The 21,905-nt window shown below is 53.8% G+C and carries 26 protein-coding genes; 14 read left to right on the top strand and 12 right to left on the bottom strand.

Translation table 11 applies throughout. The features are described 5' to 3' along the window. The first annotated feature begins 33 nt into the window (after positions 1-33). Positions 34-342: a BolA family protein gene (locus MJO52_RS07145; protein WP_252085262.1), complete on the top strand. Its 309-nt coding sequence runs from the start codon at positions 34-36 to the stop codon at positions 340-342. Between the two features lie 612 nt (positions 343-954). Then, positions 955-1,860 (top strand): OmpW/AlkL family protein, encoded by a 906-nt coding sequence (locus MJO52_RS07150; RefSeq protein WP_252085263.1) that lies wholly within the window; start codon positions 955-957, stop codon positions 1,858-1,860. Positions 1,861-1,963: 103 nt separating this feature from the next. Here the strand turns inward: MJO52_RS07150 and MJO52_RS07155 are convergent, their stop codons facing one another. From MJO52_RS07155 to recQ, 3 genes are all read right to left on the bottom strand, one after another. Next, positions 1,964-2,236, bottom strand: a complete 273-nt coding sequence (locus MJO52_RS07155) for a hypothetical protein (RefSeq protein WP_252085264.1) — start codon at positions 2,234-2,236, stop codon at positions 1,964-1,966. A gap of 123 nt (positions 2,237-2,359) precedes the next feature. Continuing rightward, complete coding sequence (locus MJO52_RS07160; RefSeq protein WP_252085265.1) at positions 2,360-3,871, bottom strand: CoA-acylating methylmalonate-semialdehyde dehydrogenase; 1,512 nt, start codon at positions 3,869-3,871, stop codon at positions 2,360-2,362. Positions 3,872-4,032: 161 nt separating this feature from the next. Continuing rightward, positions 4,033-5,838 carry a DNA helicase RecQ gene (gene recQ / locus MJO52_RS07165; RefSeq protein ID WP_252085266.1) on the bottom strand — a complete coding sequence of 602 codons (1,806 nt, stop codon included), beginning with the start codon at positions 5,836-5,838 and terminating at the stop codon, positions 4,033-4,035. A gap of 163 nt (positions 5,839-6,001) precedes the next feature. Between recQ and MJO52_RS07170 the strand changes: the two genes are divergently transcribed. After that, the gene (locus tag MJO52_RS07170) at positions 6,002-6,433 is read left to right on the top strand and encodes a hypothetical protein (protein WP_252085267.1); all 432 of its coding nucleotides are present in this window, start codon (positions 6,002-6,004) and stop codon (positions 6,431-6,433) included. Between the two features lie 2 nt (positions 6,434-6,435). On the opposite strand, the gene MJO52_RS07175 is transcribed toward MJO52_RS07170, so the two are convergent. After that, a complete protein-coding gene (locus tag MJO52_RS07175) occupies positions 6,436-7,227 on the bottom strand; it encodes a glutaminyl-peptide cyclotransferase (protein WP_252085268.1) in 792 nt (263 codons plus the stop codon). Between the two features lie 9 nt (positions 7,228-7,236). Here MJO52_RS07175 and MJO52_RS07180 point away from each other — a divergent pair, with 9 nt between their 5' ends. Beyond that, on the top strand, positions 7,237-7,869 hold the full coding sequence (locus MJO52_RS07180) for a DUF502 domain-containing protein (RefSeq protein ID WP_252085269.1): 633 nt from the start codon (positions 7,237-7,239) through the stop codon (positions 7,867-7,869). 51 nt (positions 7,870-7,920) lie between these two features. Here MJO52_RS07180 and mnmC read toward each other — a convergent pair whose 3' ends face one another. The 4 genes from mnmC to MJO52_RS07200 all read right to left on the bottom strand — a co-directional run bounded on the left by mnmC (position 7,921) and on the right by MJO52_RS07200 (position 11,564). Continuing rightward, complete coding sequence (gene mnmC / locus MJO52_RS07185; RefSeq protein WP_252085270.1) at positions 7,921-9,900, bottom strand: bifunctional tRNA (5-methylaminomethyl-2-thiouridine)(34)-methyltransferase MnmD/FAD-dependent 5-carboxymethylaminomethyl-2-thiouridine(34) oxidoreductase MnmC; 1,980 nt, start codon at positions 9,898-9,900, stop codon at positions 7,921-7,923. A 13-nt stretch (positions 9,901-9,913) separates the two neighbouring features. Next, positions 9,914-10,453, bottom strand: a complete 540-nt coding sequence (gene fldB / locus MJO52_RS07190; RefSeq protein ID WP_252085271.1) for a flavodoxin FldB — start codon at positions 10,451-10,453, stop codon at positions 9,914-9,916. Between the two features lie 12 nt (positions 10,454-10,465). After that, positions 10,466-10,939 (bottom strand): tRNA (uridine(34)/cytosine(34)/5-carboxymethylaminomethyluridine(34)-2'-O)-methyltransferase TrmL, encoded by a 474-nt coding sequence (gene trmL, locus MJO52_RS07195; RefSeq protein ID WP_252085272.1) that lies wholly within the window; start codon positions 10,937-10,939, stop codon positions 10,466-10,468. 94 nt (positions 10,940-11,033) lie between these two features. Further along, positions 11,034-11,564: a glycine cleavage system protein R gene (locus MJO52_RS07200; RefSeq protein ID WP_252085273.1), complete on the bottom strand. Its 531-nt coding sequence runs from the start codon at positions 11,562-11,564 to the stop codon at positions 11,034-11,036. Positions 11,565-11,694: 130 nt separating this feature from the next. Here MJO52_RS07200 and MJO52_RS07205 point away from each other — a divergent pair, with 130 nt between their 5' ends. The 4 genes from MJO52_RS07205 (at position 11,695) to MJO52_RS07220 (ending at position 13,766) form a co-directional block, all read left to right on the top strand. Then, positions 11,695-11,994 carry an MTH1187 family thiamine-binding protein gene (locus MJO52_RS07205; RefSeq protein ID WP_252085274.1) on the top strand — a complete coding sequence of 100 codons (300 nt, stop codon included), beginning with the start codon at positions 11,695-11,697 and terminating at the stop codon, positions 11,992-11,994. A 22-nt stretch (positions 11,995-12,016) separates the two neighbouring features. After that, on the top strand, positions 12,017-12,829 hold the full coding sequence (locus MJO52_RS07210; RefSeq protein WP_252085275.1) for a class I SAM-dependent methyltransferase: 813 nt from the start codon (positions 12,017-12,019) through the stop codon (positions 12,827-12,829). 81 nt (positions 12,830-12,910) lie between these two features. Beyond that, positions 12,911-13,135 (top strand): YheU family protein, encoded by a 225-nt coding sequence (locus MJO52_RS07215; RefSeq protein WP_252085276.1) that lies wholly within the window; start codon positions 12,911-12,913, stop codon positions 13,133-13,135. After that, positions 13,128-13,766 carry an alpha/beta family hydrolase gene (locus MJO52_RS07220; RefSeq protein WP_252085277.1) on the top strand — a complete coding sequence of 213 codons (639 nt, stop codon included), beginning with the start codon at positions 13,128-13,130 and terminating at the stop codon, positions 13,764-13,766. The genes MJO52_RS07215 and MJO52_RS07220 overlap by 8 nt, the downstream gene beginning before the upstream one ends. Here MJO52_RS07220 and MJO52_RS07225 read toward each other — a convergent pair. After that, positions 13,741-14,028 (bottom strand): antibiotic biosynthesis monooxygenase family protein, encoded by a 288-nt coding sequence (locus MJO52_RS07225; RefSeq protein ID WP_252085278.1) that lies wholly within the window; start codon positions 14,026-14,028, stop codon positions 13,741-13,743. The two genes, MJO52_RS07220 and MJO52_RS07225, sit on opposite strands and share 26 nt — an antisense overlap. A 77-nt stretch (positions 14,029-14,105) precedes the next feature. Here MJO52_RS07225 and tusA point away from each other — a divergent pair, with 77 nt between their 5' ends. Then, the gene (gene tusA, locus MJO52_RS07230) at positions 14,106-14,372 is read left to right on the top strand and encodes a sulfurtransferase TusA (protein WP_252085279.1); all 267 of its coding nucleotides are present in this window, start codon (positions 14,106-14,108) and stop codon (positions 14,370-14,372) included. A gap of 89 nt (positions 14,373-14,461) precedes the next feature. On the opposite strand, the gene MJO52_RS07235 is transcribed toward tusA, so the two are convergent. Beyond that, positions 14,462-15,148 carry a hypothetical protein gene (locus MJO52_RS07235; RefSeq protein WP_252085280.1) on the bottom strand — a complete coding sequence of 229 codons (687 nt, stop codon included), beginning with the start codon at positions 15,146-15,148 and terminating at the stop codon, positions 14,462-14,464. Positions 15,149-15,440: 292 nt separating this feature from the next. Between MJO52_RS07235 and MJO52_RS07240 the strand changes: the two genes are divergently transcribed. The 5 genes from MJO52_RS07240 to MJO52_RS07260 are packed head-to-tail and all read left to right on the top strand — an operon-like array spanning position 15,441 to position 20,168. Further along, positions 15,441-16,037 carry an elongation factor P hydroxylase gene (locus MJO52_RS07240; RefSeq protein WP_252085281.1) on the top strand — a complete coding sequence of 199 codons (597 nt, stop codon included), beginning with the start codon at positions 15,441-15,443 and terminating at the stop codon, positions 16,035-16,037. Then, the gene (locus MJO52_RS07245) at positions 16,034-16,927 is read left to right on the top strand and encodes a 5'-3' exonuclease (RefSeq protein WP_252085282.1); all 894 of its coding nucleotides are present in this window, start codon (positions 16,034-16,036) and stop codon (positions 16,925-16,927) included. Before MJO52_RS07240 ends, MJO52_RS07245 begins: the two co-directional genes overlap by 4 nt. Next, positions 16,924-18,075, top strand: coding sequence for a 4-phosphoerythronate dehydrogenase (locus MJO52_RS07250; RefSeq protein ID WP_252085283.1), 1,152 nt, complete (start codon positions 16,924-16,926; stop codon positions 18,073-18,075). Before MJO52_RS07245 ends, MJO52_RS07250 begins: the two co-directional genes overlap by 4 nt. Continuing rightward, complete coding sequence (locus MJO52_RS07255; protein ID WP_252085284.1) at positions 18,066-19,229, top strand: ATP-NAD kinase family protein; 1,164 nt, start codon at positions 18,066-18,068, stop codon at positions 19,227-19,229. Before MJO52_RS07250 ends, MJO52_RS07255 begins: the two co-directional genes overlap by 10 nt. Then, positions 19,230-20,168 (top strand): class I SAM-dependent methyltransferase, encoded by a 939-nt coding sequence (locus tag MJO52_RS07260; protein WP_252085285.1) that lies wholly within the window; start codon positions 19,230-19,232, stop codon positions 20,166-20,168. Between the two features lie 36 nt (positions 20,169-20,204). Here MJO52_RS07260 and MJO52_RS07265 read toward each other — a convergent pair whose 3' ends face one another. Both MJO52_RS07265 and MJO52_RS07270 read right to left on the bottom strand, forming a co-directional pair. Continuing rightward, positions 20,205-20,606, bottom strand: coding sequence for a hypothetical protein (locus tag MJO52_RS07265; RefSeq protein WP_252085286.1), 402 nt, complete (start codon positions 20,604-20,606; stop codon positions 20,205-20,207). After that, positions 20,606-21,820, bottom strand: a complete 1,215-nt coding sequence (locus MJO52_RS07270; protein ID WP_252085287.1) for a pyridoxal phosphate-dependent aminotransferase — start codon at positions 21,818-21,820, stop codon at positions 20,606-20,608. Before MJO52_RS07270 ends, MJO52_RS07265 begins: the two co-directional genes overlap by 1 nt. Positions 21,821-21,905: the final 85 nt, after the last annotated feature.

Genomic DNA, 21,905 nt, shown 5'->3' on the forward strand with positions numbered 1-21,905 from the left:
GCATAATCATCTGGAACACTGCGAAGAGAGTTTATGAGTCTTGCAAAGCAAATTGAAGAAAAGTTAACTGCCAATTTCCATCCCCAATTTATTGAGGTTCAATGCGAAAGTCATTTGCATAATGTGCCGGCGGGGTCTGAAATGCACTTTCGTGTGGTGCTTGTGAGTGAGGTTTTTGATTCCGTTCGGAAAGTCCAGCGTCATCAAAGGGTCTATGCAGCGCTTGCGAATGAAATGGCTGGCCCGATCCACGCCCTTGCCCTTCATACTTATGCGCCGGATGAGTGGGATGGCGATGCTCCCAAAAGTCCTGAATGCCAGGGTGGTAGCAAGAAAGGGTAAGTAGCAGCAGAGTTTAGCTAGCAAACTCTAGAGTTTATTTGCGAATTTAACCTGCTATTTCTTGCAGGTTTTAGTGACGCTCCTTCCTCAGAAGTACGCTATGGGTTGGGGCGTTTGAGATCAAAAAGTTGGCTGGAGTTCCACTGGATTGAATAGCCTGAATCCCTTTCGCCAGTGAAGTCACAATTTCCCTGTGTATCTGTTTGTTGTTTCTTATTTACCTTTTACCGGCTAATTAACCTCTGTGTGCATTCAGTTGGATTTCACTTCTCCCGAAATATCATAACTTGGCGCTTTTCGGCGTCTCTGTCTTTTTTTTTGAGTGAGAATATTTCAGCTCCTGTTCAAAGCAGGTTGTGGAATTCGAAGCAGTGCACGTTGTCCAAATTTGCAGTGCAGTAATAATGGGTGTCGTTGGTTTTCTCTTGGAAGCAATACCAATATGTGAATTTCAACGACAAAAGATATTTTGTGTGCCATTAAAACGTAGAATTATATTTGAGCGCCAACATTTGTTTGTTTTTTCTACATCTGTGATTTCGTGCGACTAGACTGACCATTGATTGGGCTGATTGCTGTTTGATCTGCTGAATATCAATGGAGTTACCACAAATGAAGATGACGCGTATTCTGATCCCCGTTATGACGCCCCTCGCCTTAGCAATCTCTAGTGTCGCTTCGGCAGGACCTGCTGGCTATGCCCCACCACCCCCTCCTCCTACCCAGGAGTTTAAGATACGGATTGGCGGTTCATACTGGTCACCAAACTCAGACAATGTAACCTTTGCTGATCGGTGGCTGCGCTTTTACGATGACGATGATTATGATGATGACTATCATCGTTTCCGTGATTGGGGTGCTTTCCGAACCAATCTTGATCCAGATGGCGAGTGGGGTTGGTTTATTAATGCTGAATGGAAGCCTATCGATCACTGGAGTGTTTCACTGAGTTACCAGCAAGGCGATCGCCATACTGGTGGTAGTCGTGATCCCTGGCTTTATCGTTTTTGGGATGATGACTGGGATGACGATATATTATTTGATCGTCGTCGTCGCGGTGATTTTGCTCGTTGGAAGCCCCAAACGACTGCTGCATACCTGAATTGGTATCCACTGGATCCCAGCTGTTTGGTGCAGCCTTATATTGGTATCGGTATTAACTATACCGACTTTAGTGATGAGCGCCTAAGACACTGGGGCTTCTGGCATCGTAACGATGATGATGATCTGGTTTTCCGTGACTGGGATGGCCGTGTGAATTTTGGCGATAGCTGGGGTTATACATGGCAAATTGGTGTTGATTTCACCTTTGGTCACGATAGTAGCTGGCTGATCAATCTGGCAGCTATTTACTATGATGTCACTACCGATGTTGAAGTAGATACCTTCTATCGCAACTTCCGTGATGATGATGATGACTTCGGTCGCTTTTGGGAGCACAGATTCGGAGGTGACTACGAGTTTGATCCCTGGGTGTTCCAAATCGGTGTAGGCTATAAGTTTGATTTCAACTGGTAATCACTCTTATCCTTTGAAAAGGGGCGCGTTGCGCCCTTTTTTATTGTTTTTATAAACACTTAGAGGGTGAAGTTGAGGTTATTCTGCGTTGTGTTTAGCGACTTTAACCCAACCTTCTTCCGTACCTGCTGCATTTATTTTTTCTAAATTTGTCTCGGTATTTTCGAATTTTTCCTTTCCATTCATCCATTTTTTTACCTGATCCGCCCTTTTTCCTTTTTTCCTGGTAGTGCTCAATTTTATTGCTCCAGCTTTGGCACTGTTTCAGCGTCGCACTCTGGGCTAGAGCTATAGAAGATGTAGAGAGCGTAAGCAAGAAAAAAGGTAAGGCTGAAAATACTTTTATTTTTGTTTTTTTATTGGTTCTTTGAAACATATCTATCTCCTAAGATTGCTGGGCTTATGTTATTGCCGATACATCAAGGGAGGCTTGATTGTTTAGATGGGGAAGGAGTGCTTAAACGGTTAGAGGGCGGGTATCCGCCCCTAACTTTAATAATTAGCCATTGCTTGGGAAACTGTATTGTGCTCCCTCTCTCACCCCACTTGCCGGCCAACGCTGGGTGATGGTCTTACGCTTGGTATAGAATCTTACAGAATCAGGTCCATAAGCGTGCAGGTCCCCAAATAAGGAGCGCTTCCAGCCGCCGAAGCTGTGGTGTGCAACAGGTACTGGCAAAGGCACATTGATGCCGACCATGCCTACTTTAATGTTGTCACTAAAGTAACGGGCAGCTTCCCCATCTCGAGTAAACAAACAAGTACCGTTACCGTACTCGTGAGCATCAATGATATTCATCGCTTCCTGCATGGTATCTACACGCATTACGCAGAGGACGGGACCAAAAATTTCACTGCGGTGTATCGCCATCTCCTCGCTAACACGATCAAATAGGCAGGCTCCCAGATAATTGCCCCTTTCGTAGCCTGGAACCTTCATATTGCGGCCATCTACCACCAGCTCCGCGCCTTCTTCGATACCGGCACTGATTAAGCCTTCCACCTTGTTTAGGTGTGCTTGGGTAACCAAAGGTCCCATATCGTTTTGGTTGTTCATGCCATCGCCAATCTTTAGTTGGGCAATTTGCTCTTTCAGCTTTGCTACTAAAGTGTTGGCTGTTTCATCGCCAACCGCAACGGCTACAGAAATAGCCATACAGCGCTCGCCACAGGAACCATAGGCTGCACCCATTAACGCAGCGACCGCATTGTCCAGGTCAGCATCCGGCATTATGATGGCGTGATTTTTTGCGCCACCGAAGGCCTGAACTCTTTTGCCGTGGGCAGTCCCTGTGGTGTAGACATATTCTGCAATGGGAGTTGAGCCAACAAAACTGACCGCTTGAATACGCTTGTCTGTCAGCAGTGTATCTACTGCCTCTTTGTCGCCGTTGACGATATTTAAAACCCCAGCTGGGATGCCAGCTTCGATACCCAGCTCGGCAATAAATAAGGCGCAAGAGGGGGTGCGTTCAGAAGGTTTTAAGATAAAGGTGTTACCGCAAGCAATCGCCATTGGCCACATCCATAGAGGCACCATGGCGGGAAAGTTAAATGGGGTGATTCCCGCACAGACGCCCAGAGGCTGGAATTCACTCCAGGAGTCAATAGCCGGGCCTACATTCTTACTATGCTCCCCTTTGAGCATCTCTGGGGCAGAGCAGACATATTCAATGTTCTCGATGCCCCGTTGCAGTTCACCCATGGCATCATTAAGTACTTTGCCGTGCTCCAGAGTGATCAGCTCGCAGATCTTCTCCGCATTTTCTTCCAGCAGGTCGCGCAAGCGGTACATGATGCGTACACGCTTTGCTGTGGGTAGGTTGCGCCAGGCGGGGTAGGCAGCTTCTGCGGCAGAGATAGCCTCTTCAACGGTAGCTTTACTGGCCAGCGCGACCTTGCCGATTATTTCATTCGTTGAGGGATTGGTTAGGTCTTGTAGGCGAGGGTGCTGGGCCGAATCGTCGCTGGCAGATAGTTTGCCATTAATCAGGTGACCAATAACTTTCATGGTTTCCTCTCGTTGGGGATTTATACGTTATTTTTTACCTCTTTGTGCCTTTGTAACACAGGTAACCCCAGGTAGGAAAATTCATCAGTTGTTGCAGCCCGAAATAGAATGGACCTCTTGTACCGCTTTAATTTCTTACTAATTAAATGAGTTTTTGGTCCTTAATCATGTTTGGGGAAGCCCCTAAGTACGGCGAGAAAAGCATCGCCGAAACGTTCCAATTTGCTATCGCCAACACCGGAGACGGCCAGGAGTTCACTGTGGGTTTGCGGGTGTGCTTTAACCATTCCGCGCAAGGTGGCATCGTGAAAGACGACATAAGGCGGTACCCCGCGCTCTTCGGCCAGTTGTTTACGGCAGCTGCGAAGTGCTAGCCAGAGGGGCTCCTCTCCTGGCTCTAGGTCTTCTAGAACTGCCGTATTTCGGGTTTGCGCGCGAGGGGCTTTCTTGGGGAGTTTGCGCAGTTGCAGTTTTTCCTCTCCACGCAGTAATGGGCGGCAGTTTTCTGTGAGTTTGAGCCCCTGAAATTCACCTTCAACTTCCAAATAGCCTCTTACAATTAATTGGCGCACCACAGCCTTCCACTCACTGCCGCTGAAATCCTTGCCAATGCCGTGGGTAGTGAGTTTGTCGTGATTGAACTTGCGAACCTTTTCATTATCTGAGCCGCGCAGCACGTCAATGACATGACTGGCACCAAAGCGCTGTCCTGTGCGGTAAACGCAGGAAATCAACTTGATAGCGGCTTCGCTGCCATCCCAGGTAGCGGGTGGCTCCAGGCAGATATCACAGTTGCCACAGGGTTGCTCGAGAGTTTCAGCAAAATAATGCAACAGTGCTTGACGTCTGCAGCTGGTCATTTCGCATAGCCCCAGCATGGCATTGAGGCGTGTGCGTTCATGGCGTTTGTGCTCTTCACTACCTTCGGAAGATTCCACCATTTGTCCGAGTTTGACCACATCTTCCAGGCCATAGAGCAGTAATGCTATAGAGGTTTCTCCATCTCGTCCCGCTCGCCCGGTTTCCTGATAGTAGGCCTCGACGCTTTTGGGCAGGTCTAGATGCACAACGAAACGCACATCCGGCTTGTCGATACCCATACCGAAAGCAATGGTTGCGACTACGATTACCCCTTCCTCGCGTAAAAAGCGACGCTGATGTTCAGCGCGGGTTTCCGCCGGCAGACCCGCATGATAAGGGAGGGCGGTATAGCCCTGCTGGCTGAGCCATTCGGCAGTACTTTCCACTTTGGCGCGGGACAGGCAGTACACGACGCCTGCTTGGCCTTCCTGTCCATTTTTTAGAAATTGCAGGAGCTGTCGTCGCTGGTTGTCCTTGGGCTCGATCCGGTATTGGATATTCGGTCGGTCGAAACTGCTCACAAAGTGTCGGGCGCTTTCCAAATCGAGGCGCAGGGCAATCTCCGCGCGGGTGCGCTTGTCCGCCGTAGCAGTCAGCGCTATGCGCGGTACTCTGGGGAACTGCTCGTGCAAACAGCTGAGTTGCAGGTAATCAGCGCGGAAGTCATGGCCCCATTGAGAGACACAGTGAGCCTCATCAATGGCAAACAATGAGAGTTCTACTCTCTGGAGAAGAGCCAAGGTTCTGGGTTGTAGCAGGCGTTCCGGGGCCAAATAGAGCAAGTCGAGTTCGCCGTAGAGCAACTGGTTCTCAATGGCCTGGGCCTCGTCATAGGAGATGGAGGAGTTGAGGTAGGCGGCTCGAATACCGGCTTCCTGCAGGGCTTCCACCTGGTCCTGCATCAGGGCAATTAGTGGAGAGATCACCACGCCGCAACCGGGCCTGGCCAAGGCAGGAATCTGGTAGCACAGAGATTTGCCGCCTCCGGTGGGCATAAGTACCAGGGCGTCATCGCTGGCCATCAGTGTATTGATTACCGCTTCCTGAGGATCGCGGAAGTGGGTATAGCCGAAGACGTGTTCGAGAATATGTTGTGGGGAATTCATGGCGGCGGAGTATACCCCGCGTAGCGACTTTGTGCGGTGGGTTTTAGGATGGGGTTGCCTTGAAATACCCTGCAATGGCAGCTTAGGAGTTGTGACTGAATTCACGGGTTATAATCACATCTCACCCCGCATCTCATCACAGCGATCGCCTAAGGATAGGTCTATGCGCACATTGATCGTGCTTTTTGTGTTGTGGTTGACAGTTCTGGCTGGGCTTTCTGGCTGTTCCTCTAGTGCTCCGCGTAGTTTTGCGCAATCTATTGTAGCGGATACTCACCTGGGCTGGCGGCCAGCACCGGAGAATCAGTTAGCCTTCTCCCTGGCGACAGTTTCCGGTGTCGCGCAGGTCGAGCTGCAGCCGTTACCGGAGCAATTTACTCTGGTAACTTTGGAACTCCCCGGCATGCGCAATGTGGAGGGGATTCAATGGCAGGGTGAAGAGGGGGAATCCACCATGCTTTACGATGGGCAAGCCGGGCTTGATGGCGTCAGCTTGCAGAGTCGCGATCATGGTTTTCGGCTGCAGTTGCAGCTCTCCTCTATGGACTACTTGCGCAATGGTGGGGTGCTGACCGTGATAGATCGCAGGCGCTAGCCTTATTGGGCTGCGCTTTTTCTAAACCCCAGCCCTTCAGGCCGGATCAGGTACAGTTGTTTCCAAAATTTTCCTGTTACCCAGAGCCCATTTCGCTTCTTATCCCAGGCGATCCCATTGGCAACCGTGTCAGGGTGTTTACGGACATTGGGATTTAACCGATTCAGGTCAACAGCACCGCGCACTTGTCCGCTTATGGGGTCTATGGCGATGATGCGGCTGTCTTGCCAGATATTGGCCCAGATCAGGCCCTCGGCGAATTCCAGCTCATTCAGATTCGACCAGACCTCCCCGGCGCCATGTACCTTGAGCTGACGCTTGACTTCAAAAGTATCTGGATCGCGGTAGGTCAGTTTATTACTGCCATTACTCATAATCAGGGACTCGCCGTCACTGGTAAGGCCCCAACCCTCGCCGTTGTATTGCTTAACCTCCAAATGTTGTAGGTTGCTGGCATTGTAAATATGTAGCTCACCGGCTTTATAAGTCAGTAGGTAGAGCTTATCGCCCAGAACAGTAAGACCTTCGGCAAATAGCCTGCCCGGCAGCCACTTTCTCCTTACAGGTTTTTCACTGGGGTCGGTATACTCGGCAAGCCAGGAACGACGGTAAAGGCCACTGCTTTCCCACCAGCGCTGGCCATCGAAATAAAGCCCCTGGGTGAAATGATTCCCACCACGTTGACGCTCCTCCAAAATGGAGAAGGGGGTTGCCTTCAATTGTGCTTGTGCTGCTATTGGCAGCAGGCAGGATAAGAGCAGCAGTATGTAGCTGCGGATAGTAAGTCGGTACATCAATTATCTATGACCAGAGTAAAAACCTTTGTCACCTTGACCCTTTTGGGTGGTTTGGCGGTAGTGCTGCCCATTGCAATCTTAGTACTTTTATTCCAGTGGCTGTTTGGCCAGGTCAGTGAAATTGTCGCCCCCGCCGTTACTTGGCTGGAAGCCCATACGGAGTTTAAGGATACCCTCGCCAGACTTGTGGTGATAGCACTGATTCTTGGGGGCTGTTTCTTGATTGGTCTATTGGTAAAGACCAGCATTGGTAACTGGCTACACCGCCATGTTGACCACTGGCTTGGTCGCCTGGCACCTGGGTATAGCACTATTAAAGATTTGGTTGTGCAATTTATTGGCGGTGGTGATGAGGGGGTACTTTCCGGGCCTGTGGCTCGGGTGCGCATCCACGGTGCAGACAATCCGCTTGCGGTAACGGCGATAGTGACCTCTCAGCATGCCAATGGTGAGATGACGGTTTACGTGCCAACGGCTCCAGTACCCACTTCGGGTTTTGTATTCCATGTGCCGGCGGAGTGTGTAGAAATACTGCCCGGTGTTAGCGTTGAGGCTGCCATGAAAACCATCGTGGCCTGTGGCGCCGGTAGCGCTAGTCTGTTGGCCCCACCGGGGAGGCCTCAGGCAGAGAAAGCTTAGGGAGGGGGCGTTTAAAAGCTTTGCGATAAGAGGAGCCTAAGCCCCACTCGACTAGCGATTTTTACCCAGGTTGCGGATGGCAAAGCGCGCTGGATGCAGGGCTTTCGCCAGATCTGAGCTAACAGGTAAGGGCCCGCCCATAATCCAGCTGGCGAGTAATTCGGCGGTTAGCGGTGCGTAGGTAAAGCCGCGTGAGCCCAGGCCGCCCATTACATAGAGTCCCGCCTGATAACCTGAGTGCTCGGGGATGAATAATTTTCGGTTTTTACGCAAGCTTGCGTAGGTGTTGTTCAGGGACTCCCAGTCGGGAATTGGTCCGGCAACTGGTAAATAATCCGGTGTAGCGGCGCGCAGTGCGGCGCGGCCATTGAAATCCTGGCTGGAGAATTCCTCGGCAAAGTGTGGCAGCAGTTCTGCCAGTGTTTGCAGGTTCTCCTTGTGTTCACTTTCCCGTAACTCTGTGGCGGTTTCCTTGAGCTTGAAGGTGGCCCCGAAACTCTGGCACCCCTCGTGGGCGGGTGTGATATAGCCTTCGCCACAGAGGGCAATTTTTAATTTTGCAGAGACCTCTGTGGCGTGCACGCGCGATACCTGACCGCGTATTGGCCGCAGGGGTAGGGCTGCAGCCGGTGCAAAGCTGCGGATATCATTGGCCCCACAGAGAATGACCGCTTCCGTTTCTATCTCTTTGCCTTCTGTACGCAGCAGCCACTTGTCATCTTGGCGAGTCAGTGATTCTACTGCGCGGCCCTGATAACGGGTGATGTTTCGGTGTTCCAGTAGCGCAGCACATACCTTTTGGGGTTCCAGCCAGCCTGCATTGGGGAAGTAGAGCCCGTCAAAAGGAAGATCTACGCCGGCGAGCTGACAGGCCTCCTCACGGGTAACCATTCTGGCCAGGTTTTGCCCTTGGTGTTCTGCCAGGCTAGCGGCGATCTGTTCCTGTAGCAGCTTTTCCCTATCACTCTGAGCCAGTTGCAAGAGGCCGTTAAAATGTGCGAGCCGTGGGCAGTGCTGTTTGTAAAAGCGCTGGGCGAACATCAGAGCGTGCAGGTTGAAGTCCCCATTGGGACCCGGCTTGGGGGATAGCTTGCCGTAGAGTATGCCCTGGTCGTTGCCGGAGCCACCGCTGCCGGGGGCCGGCCCGCGTTCAATAATTTGTACCTGCACGCCGCGCTCTGCCAGTGCCCTGGCAATGGTGGCGCCGGAAATACCGCCGCCGATCACTGTGGCAGATTGTGGATGCTGTGCTTCGGTGCAGGGTAGGTGCCAGGGGGTGCTGTGCTGCTGGCAGTCGTGTAACTGCTCCAGGGTGCCACACAGCATTTCCCGCTTGCTGCCAAATCCCGGTACTTTGCGTAGGGCGAAGCCCGCTTCTCGCAGTCCGCGCTTAACCAGCCCTGCGCAGGTAAAGGTGGCGAAGGTGGCACCGGGGCGGCTCAAGTGGGACATATTGGTGAACAGCTCTTCTGTCCACATGTCCGGGTTCTTGGCCGGCGCAAAACCATCCAGGAACCAGGTGTCGATGTAGCGATCGCGTTTCTCTTGTTGTAAGCGCAGGCTATCCAAAGCCCGGCTGGCCTCCCCAATAATCAGAGTAAGTTTTACTGGGCCGAACTGTAGGCGGTGAATACCTTCGGCTAATAATGGTGGGTAGGCTTCAATCAGTGGCTGGGAGTAGGCCTGCAGTTGTGGCCACAGTGCTAGGGCACGCTGCAAATCCTGGGGGTGTAGGGGGAATTTCTCCACACTAACAAAGTGCAGCTGTGCACTTTTCGGAGCGGTTTTCTGCCATAGCTCCCAGGCGGCGAGAAAGTTTAAGCCGGTGCCAAATCCGGTTTCGCCGATAGTAAAAGTGGCATTCTCGGGCAGGGTCGCCCAGCGTTCCGCCAGGGCATTTTGTTGCAGGAATACGTAGCGAGTTTCCTCCAGACCGGAAGCTGTGGAGAAATAGATATCGTCATAGGCGAGGGACAGGGGTTGTCCGTCTTCGCGCCATTGGATGTCCGCGTGTTTGCCGGATTTGCTCACTTCACTACTATCCTCAGGCTCCGTCCTTAAGGCCGAATTCATGCATTACCTGGTCACACCAGCGGCCAATACGCTCTTCACTGAGGTCAAATTCATTCTCTTCATCGAGGGCGAGGCCGACAAATTGGCTGCCATCTTCAGTCAGTCCTTTGGATTCCTCAAATTCATAGCCCTCGGCAGGCCAGTAACCCACGGCGCGGGCGCCGCAGGCGAGCAGTTGGGCATGCAAATAGCCCAGGGCATCCTGGAACCACTGTGGATAGCCTTCTTGGTCCCCGAGCCCAAACAGAGCAAAAGTCTTACCGCTCAGATCGAGCCCGGCCAGGTCGTCCCAGATATTCTCCCAGTCTTCCTGCAGTTCACCGTAATCCCAGGTGGGAATGCCAAATAGTAGGAAATCGTAGCTTTCGGCCAGGGCAATATCCGCTTCGGCTACGTTGTGTAGGTCGATCCACTGGGGGCCAATGTATTGGCGGATTTTTTCTGCAGCCATTTCGGTGTAGCAGGTGCTGGAACCGTAAAACAGGCCTATTGGAGCTTGGGAGCTTGGCATAACAAAAAATTCTTACTGCTGGTCTATGGCGCCGTTGAAGTCGAGCTGTCGCCAGGCTTCATAGATCACAATGGCGGCGGCGTTGGACAGGTTGATACTGCGGCTCTCGGCGCGCATAGGAATGCGCAGGGTGTTCTCTGGGCCCACCATTTGTAGAAACTCCGCCGGCAGGCCGCGAGTTTCGGGGCCAAACACAATCGCATCGCCGTCTTGGTATTCCACTGATGTATGGCTGTGGCTGCCTTTAGTGGACAGGGCCAACACCCGCGAAGGTTTCTCACTATCGACAAAAGCCTGCCAGTCTGGGTGTCGAACCACGCGGCTGTATTCACTGTAATCAAGCCCGGCGCGGCGCAGGCGTTTGTCGTCCATATCGAAGCCAAGGGGTTCGATTAGGTGTAGCTCGGCGCCAGTATTGGCGCAAAGTCGAATAATATTGCCTGTGTTCGGGGCAATTTCCGGTTGGAACAGAACAATTTTGAACATTACTTGGCGGATGCCCTGGAGCGGTACTATCTAGCTTGAATGATTTGAGCCGGGCGGTGGGCCCGGCTCCGCATGGCAGCAGATTATTCCACAATTAGAGGGGAGTGGCGATCTCCTCGCAGTCGATCTCCACCCCCAACTCATTGGCGATCTGGTCGAGTTCGTCGCGCAGGCCATCGAGATCCATATCTTCATCCACATTGATCTTGCACTCGGCAGTGAACAGAGGCTCGCCACTCCACGGAGTACTACTGTAAGTAGTTTCCAACTGATCCATATTGATATGGTGGGCGCTGAGTGCGCGGGATATTTCCCGCACAATACCGGGGCGGTCGTTGCCTACCAGCTTCAATGTCAGTGTCTGTTGAGGCTTAGTGGAAACGGCGATCGCGTCTTCAACGATCAGGTTATAGCCATCCTGGGCGAGGCTAGTGAGAGCGACTTTTAAGCCTTGGGTTTTGTCACCGGGAACAGCAACGCGCAATATACCGGCAAATTTTCCGGCAAAATGGGCCATATGGCTGTCTTCCCAGTTGCCACCGTTATCCGCAATGACTGCAGAAAGCTTTTCCACAACACCGGGCTTATCGTTGCAGATCATGGAGATAACGAGATGCTGTTGCATATAGTGTTCCTTTGCTTCAGTGGAGACGTATCATTTGCATTGTAATAGGATCTCGTCGGATAACTCTATCGTCCAATCTCAAAGCCATTTTTCTTTTCCCGGCAACAGGTAACTTAGCGAGGGACTGTCAATGAAGGTCATTGCCGATTTGTGCGTGATACCCATGGGTGTGGGGGTGTCTGTCAGTAGGTATGTTGCGGAGTGTGAAAAAGTACTGGTGGAAGCCGGACTGACACACCATCTACATGCCTATGGCACCAACATAGAAGGGGACTGGGATACGGTGATGGCTGCGGTAAAAACCTGCCATGAGCGAGTACACGCGATGGGCGCCGATCGCATCACTACCAGTCTGAAATTGGGAACCCGTATAGACCGGGAACAGTCATTACAGGATAAGATCGACAGTGTGCGATCGAAGCTGGATTAACGATAACAACACAGGAACGATTATGACGATCAATATCAAGAAATCTCTGCTCGCTATGGCCGGCGCTCTGGCCCTGGCTGGTGGCGCCCAGGCTGCCGACTTGAATTCTGTCATTCAGGGGGATCACCGCAGCAAAGAGTACGTTGCGCGAGACCAGTACCGTAACCCGGCAGAAACCCTGGAATTTTTGGGCATTAAGCCAGATATGACGGTAGTAGAGGTTACTCCTGGCGGTGGCTGGTACACCGAAATCCTAGGGCCCTACCTGGGCAAGAAGGGCAAGCTCTATGCAGCGCACTTCCCCGAGGATAGCGAGTCTTCTTACTATCAGCGTTCTTTGAAAAGCTTTAAAGACAAGCTAGCTGCCGACAAGAAGGCCTATAAGAATGTCGTAGTGACCGAGTTTTCACCGCAAACCGGCCGTGAGATAGCCCCAGCAGGCAGTGCCGATGCGGTGGTGACTTTCCGCAACGTACACAACTGGATGTACCGCGGTTATGAAGATAAGGCTTTTGCCAGCTTTTACAGCGCTCTGAAACCCGGCGGTGTTCTCGGTGTGGTTGAGCATCGCGCCAAGCCTGGTACCAGTAAAGAGGATATGGTCAAGAGCGGTTATGTGACTCAGGAGTATGTTATCGAAGCAGCCAAGAAGGCTGGTTTTGAGTTGGAAGAGAGCAGTGAGGTCAACGCCAACCCGAAAGATAGCGCCAAGCACCCGAAAGGTGTCTGGACTTTGCCACCCTCTCTCCGCTTGGGTGATGAGGACAAAGACAAGTACCTGGCCATCGGCGAGAGTGACCGCATGACTCTGCGCTTCCGCAAGCCAAAATCCTAAGTTTAAATAACCACTTACCAGTACAGGTAAACACCGGGAGCGGCGTTCGTCGCTCCCATCTCACCCGGATATGAAAGTTGTATGATCATTCCCTTTGCGCAGTTGGATCCCAACACTTTGCAGAACCTATTGGAAGAGTATGCTACCCGTGAGGGCACCGAGTATGGTGAGCGCGAGGTGGAACTACCGGAGAAGGTGGCTAGCCTGCGCCGTCAGTTGCAGTCCGGTGACGTGGTAATTTGGTTCGATCCCGGCGAGGAGACCGTCAATCTGGTGCTGGCCGAGGATCTGCCTACCGATGTCTGAATACCTCATTGATGAGCCTCAAGCTCCTAAAGCGCGCTTTCTGTTTGCCCATGGTGCCGGTGCGCCCATGGACAGTGAATTTATGCAGACGTTGGCCACTGGGTTGTGTGAGCAGGGTATCGAAGTGGTGCGTTTCGAGTTTCCCTATATGGCCCAGCGCCGCAGCGGAGGTGGCAAGCGGCCGCCTAACACTATGTCGCAGTTACAGGAGAACTTTAACGCCCAGATTGAGCAGTTTGCCGGTGATTTACCCCTGTTTATTGGGGGCAAGTCGATGGGAGGGCGGGTAGCGAGCCTCCTGGCCAATGACAGCTATGCGCAGGGGGTGGTTGCCGGACTTATCTGCCTGGGGTATCCATTTCACCCCCAGGGCAAGCTGGAGAAGCTCCGCACTGAGCACCTGCTAGATTTTGCCTGCCCCACTTTGATTGTGCAGGGAGATCGCGATCCACTTGGCAGCCTTGCAGAGGTGAATACTTATGGATTGGCGGAGGCTATTGAGATTGAGTGGCTTGCCGATGGTGACCACGATTTTAAGCCCCGTCGCGCGAGTGGATTTACCCAAGCCCAACACTGGCAGACTGCGGTGGATAAAGTGGCGGGGTTTATGCAGCGGTTTCCAGGATCGTGACGCGCTCTTCCCCCACTAGCAGTGGGGCCAACTGGGCCATTTGGGCGCGTCGCTCCTCGCTGGTGTACCAGTGTTGCCAGTGCAGTTCTGACTGCCACTTAGACAGGGTAAAGCGGCGCAATGGATTGCCCTTTTCGATATAGGTCTGTCCCTCGATAAAACCGACGGTGCGGTAGGCACAGGTAAGGACTCTTCGTGCGGCCTCCTCGTAGCTGCTCTGCATTTCGGCGGCAATTTCTCGCTCAATCAATACATAGATCATCATCTCCCCACAATGCGATAGGGCCTAAATGGATTTTAGCGCGGCTGTCAGCGGAAGAGTCGGCAGCCAGTTTCTAGATGACGAAGTGCGCTAAATTGCGCACAATAAATACTATGAAGTTTGATCACACCCTCGATGCCCGCGGCCTGTTGTGCCCGGAACCCGTAATGATGCTGCACTCAGCGGTGAGAAATGTTGCCGATGGGGAAGTATTGAAAATGATGGCCACCGATCCCTCGACGCAGCGGGATGTGCCCAAGTTCTGCCAGTTTCTCGGCTATGAACTGGTGCAGCATGCAGAGGAGAATGACGAGTTCGTGTATTGGATCAAGAAAGCGGAATAGTTGGTCAGATAGCGCCCCGGTCCCGCTTCGACGGCACCGGGGGCACACTCCCGAATAAGTTTTGTACTGACTCTATGGCCTGTTAACTCTTATGGCGCCGTTACTAGAGCGGCGATCGCGGCTAGTGCCTCAGGGTCCTCAGATTTGATCTTGTTGGCGATATGATGTTGGAAGAAGTAGCGAAAGCCTTCACTCTCCTGTGCTGGGTATAGACAGTGATCTCCCGGTAGTACCGGAGTGGTCTCAACGACATCGTGATCGATCAGCATACCGTGAATAACGCCGTCGGCGTGCAGCCTCCAGCTGATGACCTCGATCAGTGTCAGGTTCTCCCTGTCCTTATCCATAAACACCGCATGGGTGCCGATGGTATCGGGAATCTCCTGCAGAACTTCCTCGGGTTTGCTGCTCTCAAACTCAAAGTATTCCGCCGCAGTCTCCAACTCGACGACTTTGTGGATTGGGGGATGGTGGAAGATGTCTTCAATACCGGGGTCGTAGTAGCCTTCGAAGCGTCCATCCAAAGGGTCCTTGATATCTGGACAGGCCACTATGGTGTTTAACCAGGGAACGAGGCCAACGACCTCGCCATTCGCTTTAAGCCCCCAGCAGAGTATTTTTAAGCTGTATAGGTCTGTACCGCTGGAGTTGTTGGAGTAGAGCATTTCCAAGCCGTCTAGCTCCGGCGAAAGGCGAATAAAGCGCCTGTCCGCAGAAGTTTCGATCGGCTCGCCGGTGAAGAGGTCAACCACATTGTTGATGCTGTGGTCTGTCATGGAACACCTCCTGGCAGGGCCGGTTATATACCGTCTCCGATCAGATCAAGGTGCGACTGCCAAGGCCCTATCTCTGAAAGAAGACCGGGGCAGGAGGGTATTTGACTGCATTAGACCCCTCCTCGGGGAATACGCTGAAAAGGCAGGTGTTCAGCGGCCTCCCTGTGAGTAAAGGTATATGTTGATTTCCGGAAATACAACCGGCCCGCTAACGCCTGCAGAAGCGGCGCGGCTTTGATCGAGGCGCTCCCGTTGATATAGTCCCCGCCTTTGCGGTATCCCGGAGAATATCTTGCCCGTCACTCACTTAGAAATGGCTCCAGTTTCTAATACTCCCCTAGCAGCCAGATCCACTGCCGAGCGTATTGTGGCGGTCTTCAATCGCTGTTTTTCCAGTCCAGAAGGACTAAATACCCGACTTTGCGGCGGTTTTTCCGAACCTTACTATCGGCCCGCCGGGGGCCAGCAGGGCCATCATCAGGTCGAGTTCACTCTCGACTATGCGGCCAGCGCACTGCACGAGGTGGCCCATTGGTGTGTGGCCGGTGAGGCCCGCCGGCAGTTGCCCGACTATGGCTATTGGTATGCTCCAGATGGGCGTAGTGCCGAGCAACAAGCAGAATTCGAGTTGGTGGAGGTCAAACCCCAGGCGCTGGAGTGGATTTTCGCCCGTGCCTGTGGCCTCCGCTTCCGTGTCAGTGCGGACAACTTGGAGAGTGGCCTTGGTCCCAGCACCAGTTTCAAAGAGGCTATTTGGCGCCAGGTTCAGCGCTATTGTGCGGAGGGGCCCAATGAGCGGGCGAGTACTTTCGCTCTTGCGCTCGCAGGGGCGTTTACTCAGCCAGATCCTTTGAGCGGCGATGTCTATCAGCTGCGGGAGCTATCGTGAGCAGTTATCTGGTCGACTCTTCTGTCTATATCTTTCGCTACTACTTCGCCTTGCCACCCAACTGGCAGAGTCGCAGTGGTTACGACACAGAAGCGGTCTACGGCTTCACCAACTTCCTGGTGGATCTTTTGGCGAGAAATCCACGTCATATCGCCTGCGCTTTCGATGAATCTCTCGGCAGTTGCTTCCGCAATACGCTTTACCCGGACTATAAATGCAGTCGCGCATTGCCAGATGAAGCCCTGGCCTTTCAGTTGGCGGCCTGCCGGGAGATGGCGGAAGCCCTGGGTATCGCCAGTTTCTCCAGTGAGCGTTATGAGGCGGACGATATTCTCGCCAGCTTGACGCGAAAACTGCGCAATCATGCCCCAATCATTGTGAGTCGGGATAAAGATCTGGGGCAGTTACTGGCTCGTGGAGCCTCCAGTCTTTGGGATTTTGCCGCAAACCAGCATATGGACAGCGTGGCCATTGAGCAGAAGTTTGGTGTAAAACCCGCTCAGATTGCCGACTACCTGGCGCTGGTGGGTGATAGCAGTGACGATATTCCCGGAGTACCCGGCATTGGGGCCAAGACTGCAGCGCGATTGCTAGGCGAGTTTGATGATGTCGAAGCGCTGTTGGCACAGCGAGAGAGAGTGACAACACTGCCCATTCGGGGTGCGAAAGGGCTCGCCCAGCGGCTGGAGGAATATTCCGACCAGCTGCGCTTGGCAAAACGCCTCGCAAGCCTGATGGAGGATATCCCCCTTGGCATTAAGGTGAGTGATTTGCGTCGGCAACCTGTGGATGTTGACTTGGCCACGGCTCTGGCCAAGGAGTTCGGGATCGGCGGGCTGGCAGGAAAAATAGAGCGCACACTAGTGAGCGCTGAAGGAGAACCTACATGAGTGAAAGCCACGCACAGGGCGTTGGCCTCAAGATTGTTGCCGATGAGAATATACCGGCACTGGAGCAATATTTTGGCGATCTGGGTAAGCTGGTTCGCTATCCGGGCCGCACACTGACGCGCGAGCAATTGATTGATGCCGATATCCTACTGGTGCGCTCCGTCACACGAGTGAATCAGAGCCTGCTGGAAGGCACGCCGGTACGTTTCGTGGGTAGCTGTACCATCGGCACCGATCATCTGGATACCGATTGGATGGAGCGTAATGGTATTTACTGGAGCGCCGCGCCGGGCTGCAATGCCAACTCCGTGGTTGAATATGTATTTTGCACTTTGGCCGCCCTAGACGTGGACTGGCGCGGGCGCAGCTTTGGCATTGTCGGTTGTGGCAATGTGGGAGGGCTGCTGCAGAAGCGCTTGCATGCCCTGGGTGCGAGCTGTGCTGTCTACGACCCCTGGCTGCCAGATAACCCCAACTTTGCCCCCCTTGAGCACGTACTGAGTCAGGACATTGTGTGCCTGCACGCCCCCCTGGTTAAAGATGGGCCCTTCCCCAGTTTGCATATGATCGGTGCTGAGCATTTGGCACAGATTCGCGACGGCGCTGTTTTGATTAGTGCCGGTCGCGGTGCGGTGGTGGACAATCGCGCGTTATTACAGGTGTTACAGCGGGCAAAGCGTTTTATGACCGTGCTGGATGTCTGGGAGGGGGAGCCGGGAATTAACACTGAGCTGTTGGAGTTGGTGGACCTGGGTAGCCCGCATATTGCCGGCTATAGCCTGGATGGCAAGCTCACAGGCACCCGCATAATTCGCGAGGCGCTCTCCAATGCGCTGGATCTGGCCCAGCCAGAAAACACTGGCGCCACCTGCGATACGCAAGCTGAAGTCTCTAGAAGGCAACTTGAGCCGGTGATTAGTGGGGCGGCGCCAATAGCGAATTTGTTATTGCAAATGTATGACCCACGCGAAGATGATGCGCGCCTGCGCGAAGCGGCTCGAGGGATAGAACCTATGGCCAAGGCTTTCGACCGCCTGCGCCGAGAATACCCCGAGCGTTTGGAGTTTTCCCATTACCGCGCCGCAGCGCAGGCCCTGGGTAAAAAAGAGAGAGAAGAGTTGGCAGTACTGGGGCTCATGTGCGATTAGAAAAACAAGTTAAGAAGCTGGGTTTGATTATCAATCCTTGGGCCGGTGTTGGCGGCCCAGCGGGGCTTAAGGGCAGCGATGGAGCCGAGACAGTGGCGCAGGCCCTGGCGGCTGGTATTGAGCCGCAATCCCACCAGCGCGCCGCGATTGCCCTGGAGGCCTTGCTACCGTTTCGGCAGCAGCTGGAGTTTTTGTGTTTTGCCGGTGATATGGGGGCGGATACGGCTAGTGCACTGGGCTTTGCCGTGCGTGAGGTGGGTGCAGCCGAGTCCTCCCCATCAACCTCCGAGGACACTGAGAGAGCGGCAATGGCGATCCGCGACGCCGGTGCCGACCTGATCGTCTTTATTGGCGGTGACGGCACTGCGCGCAATATGACCAATGTCCTGGGAGATCACTTTCCAGTACTGGGTATTCCCGCCGGTGTCAAAATGCACTCCGCTTGTTTCGCGATTTCCCCCAAGGCCGGTGGAGAAGTTTTGCGTAAATTACTGGCCGGTGAGCTGGTGGATTTGTGTGAGCGCGAGGTGCGTGATATCGATGAAAATAGCTTCCGCCAGGGGCGGGTGAGCACTCGCCACTACGGCGAGCTGCTGGTGCCCCAGGAGGGCCACTTCCTGCAGGCAGTAAAGAACGCCGGGCGCGAGGTGGAAGAGCTGGCTGTGGCGGATATCGCCGCGGAGATTGTCGAGGAACTAGAGCCGGATACCTTGTATATCGTCGGTCCCGGTTCAACTACCTTAGCTGTCTTGAGTGAATTGGGGTGTGACGGCACCCTGCTGGGGGTGGACCTGCTGTGTGATGGCGCCCTCTTGCAAAAAGATGTGAGCGCGCCGCAGATTGAGGCAGCGATTGCCGCACACAAGAGTGTGAAAAAAAATGGTCAGGTAAAAATTATTCTCACTGCCATCGGAGGCCAGGGCCATCTGATCGGCCGCGGTAACCAGCAATTCTCCCCCAGAGTCCTAAGCCAAGTGGGTCGTGAAAACCTGGTGGTTGTCGCCACCAAAACCAAAATAACTGAACTCGGCGGGCGCCCCCTGTTAGTGGATAGTGGTGACCCCGAACTGGATCGGCAGTGGAGCGGCTTTATCCGTGTGGTAACCGGCTACCGTGATGCGATCCTCTACCCCTTAAGCAATGGAGAAGTCTGAGTGTCTACCGATTGGCAAGTGTTGCTGCAGCAAGTAGAGCCCAAGTTAGTTCAGGGCGGCGGTGACAGCCGGCGTTTGTTTCATGGGCGTGGTCGCTGTTTTACAGGCCTGGAGCAGGTTTGTGTCGATAGTTTTTTCCCTGCATTACTGGTTACTTTTTTTGAGGAGTACGAGGGGGAAGGGGAGTTGTGCGAGAAGCTCTGGCAGATGGCCGAATCATTCGGTTATCAGGGGGTGGCCGCGCAGCGTCGCTATCTCCCCGGTGCACCATTGGAGTGGTTGTGTGGCGAATCGGTGGCCGCACCAGTGGCACAGCGCAACGGTCTGCAGTTTCCGCTGACCTTTGATCGCCAGAATGTTGGCTTCTTTCTGGATATCGAACCCGGTCGTGCCTGGCTTGAAGCGCAGGTGCGGGAGCGCTCGGAGCGCGCATCGGTGAAGATGCTGAATTTGTTCGCGTTTACCTGTGCTTTTTCTGCTGTGGCTCGAGCCGCTGGGGATATTGAGATCGTCAATGTGGATGTGAACCGGGGCGTTTTGAATCGCGGCCGAGAAAACCATGAGGTGAATGGCCTGTCCCTGCGAGGTATTCAATTTTTGCAATTCGATGCACTGCGCCAGTTCAAGCGCTTCGACCGCCGGGGGCCCTTTGATCTCGCTATCGTAGACCCACCCACACGCCAGAAAGGCCGCTTCGATGTGAGTCACAACTACGAAAAACTGCTGCAACAACTGCCTGCCTGCCTCGCGGATGAGGCAGACCTGCTGATGGTGATCAACTCCCCGCGCCACAGCGAAGCGCACTTTCGCGAGTTGATACTCGGTGCCGATAGCGGCTATGAAGTGGTAGAGCGGCTGGCGCAAAACCCGGATTTCCCCGATCGGGACCCGGATGCCGCCCTAAAAATGCTGCACGTTAAATATCGTCGTCAGAATTAGCGATACTAAATAGCGGTGATGCCCAAACCACTCTATTTACAGTGCGGCAAACTCCCGCATCAGGCGCTCCACCAGCGCTTGTAACTTTGCAGAGGAACCATCGCGCACGGCGCTGTTGAGCAGCTGTGCGTTACTCTGGCCAGAATTTTCTTCCTTGTTGATCAACAGCAGAAATCCCCGGTGGCTCAGTACCACTTCCTCCGCAGCTTCCTGGCGCACCAGCTGGGAGAAGTGAATGTAACCGCTCTGTTTTAACCAGCTGAGGGCACCCAGACAGGCCAGGTGCCGTGGTGAGTGCAGGCCGAATTCGTCGGGGGTGTCTGGCCCGGCAATGTCCTCTACGTAAATGGTGGAGGGCAGGGGGAACTGGCCAAACAGTGCCAGTAGAATTCTGCCGGCATCGCGATAAAAGTCGTGGATATGTAAATCGTCCAACATCAGCGGGTATATCGCTCCAAAAAGTAACCCAGCCGCTCAATCGCGTGGGAGAGGTCGTCGGCGCGGGGCAGAAAGACAATACGCAGGTGATCGGGCGCGTCCCAATGGAAAGCGCTGCCCTGTACCAGCAGGATTTTCTCCTGGCGCAGGAATTCCAATACCAGCTGTTCATCACTATCGATTTTGTGGTGGTCCAGGTGCAGCCTGGGGAACAGGTAGATGGCGCCACTAGGTTTGACACAGCTGACACCGGGAATGTCGTTGAGCATGCGGTAGGACAGATCGCGTTGCTGGCGCAAGCGGCCGCCGGGCAGTATCAAGTCGTTAATACTCTGATAGCCCCCCAGTGCGGTTTGCACGGCATACATGGCCGGTACATTGCCGCACAGGCGCATAGAGGCGAGTATTTCCATCCCTTCAATAAAGCCTTTGGCGCGATGCTTGATTCCACTGATGATCATCCACCCGGAGCGGAAGCCGGCCAAGCGGTACGATTTGGACAAGCCATTGAAGCTCAGGCAGAGCACATCCGGGGCCAGTTTGGCCATGGGGGTGAACTCGGCGTCGTCGTAGAGGATCTTGCTATAGATTTCATCGGCAAAAATCACCAGATTGTGGCTGCGCGCCACCTCTACAATCTCTTCCAGCAAAGCCTTGGGATAAATCGCCCCCGTGGGGTTGTTGGGGTTGATCACGACAATGCCGCGGGTGCGAGGCGTGATTTTTGCTTTTATGTCCTCAATATCGGGCAGCCAGCCGGATTCCTCGTCACAGCGGTAGAGTACCGGGTTGGCACCAGCGAGATTGGTAGCGGCCATCCACAGGGGGTAGTTGGGCATGGGCAGCAGCAGCTCATCGCCATTGTTGAGCAGTGCCTGGGTGGCCATGGAGATTAACTCGGAGACACCGTTGCCCAGATAGATGTCATCAATTTCAACTCCCTGGATACCCAGGGTCTGGCACTCCTGCATAATAGCTTTACGCGCGGCGAATAGTCCCTTGGACTCCACATAGCCCTGGGCTTGGGAGAGATTGTGGATGACGTCCTGGATGATTTCATCGGGGGCGTTAAAGCCGAAGGGGGCGGGGTTGCCGATATTCAGCTTGAGGATACGGTGGCCTTCCTCCTCCATGCGATGGGCTTGCTCCATCACCGGGCCGCGAATCTCATAGCAGACGCCGTGCAGTTTTTCAGATTTATGGATGTCCTTCATGTTGGTGCGGCAGCCCTGTAGCTTGGCAGGAGCAGCCTCAGCCGCGAGCGAGCTGCGCGATAGGCGGGATGTCCACTGGCGGCGG

The organism is Microbulbifer variabilis, from assembly GCF_023716485.1.
Classification (GTDB): Bacteria; Pseudomonadota; Gammaproteobacteria; order Pseudomonadales; family Cellvibrionaceae; genus Microbulbifer; species Microbulbifer variabilis_B.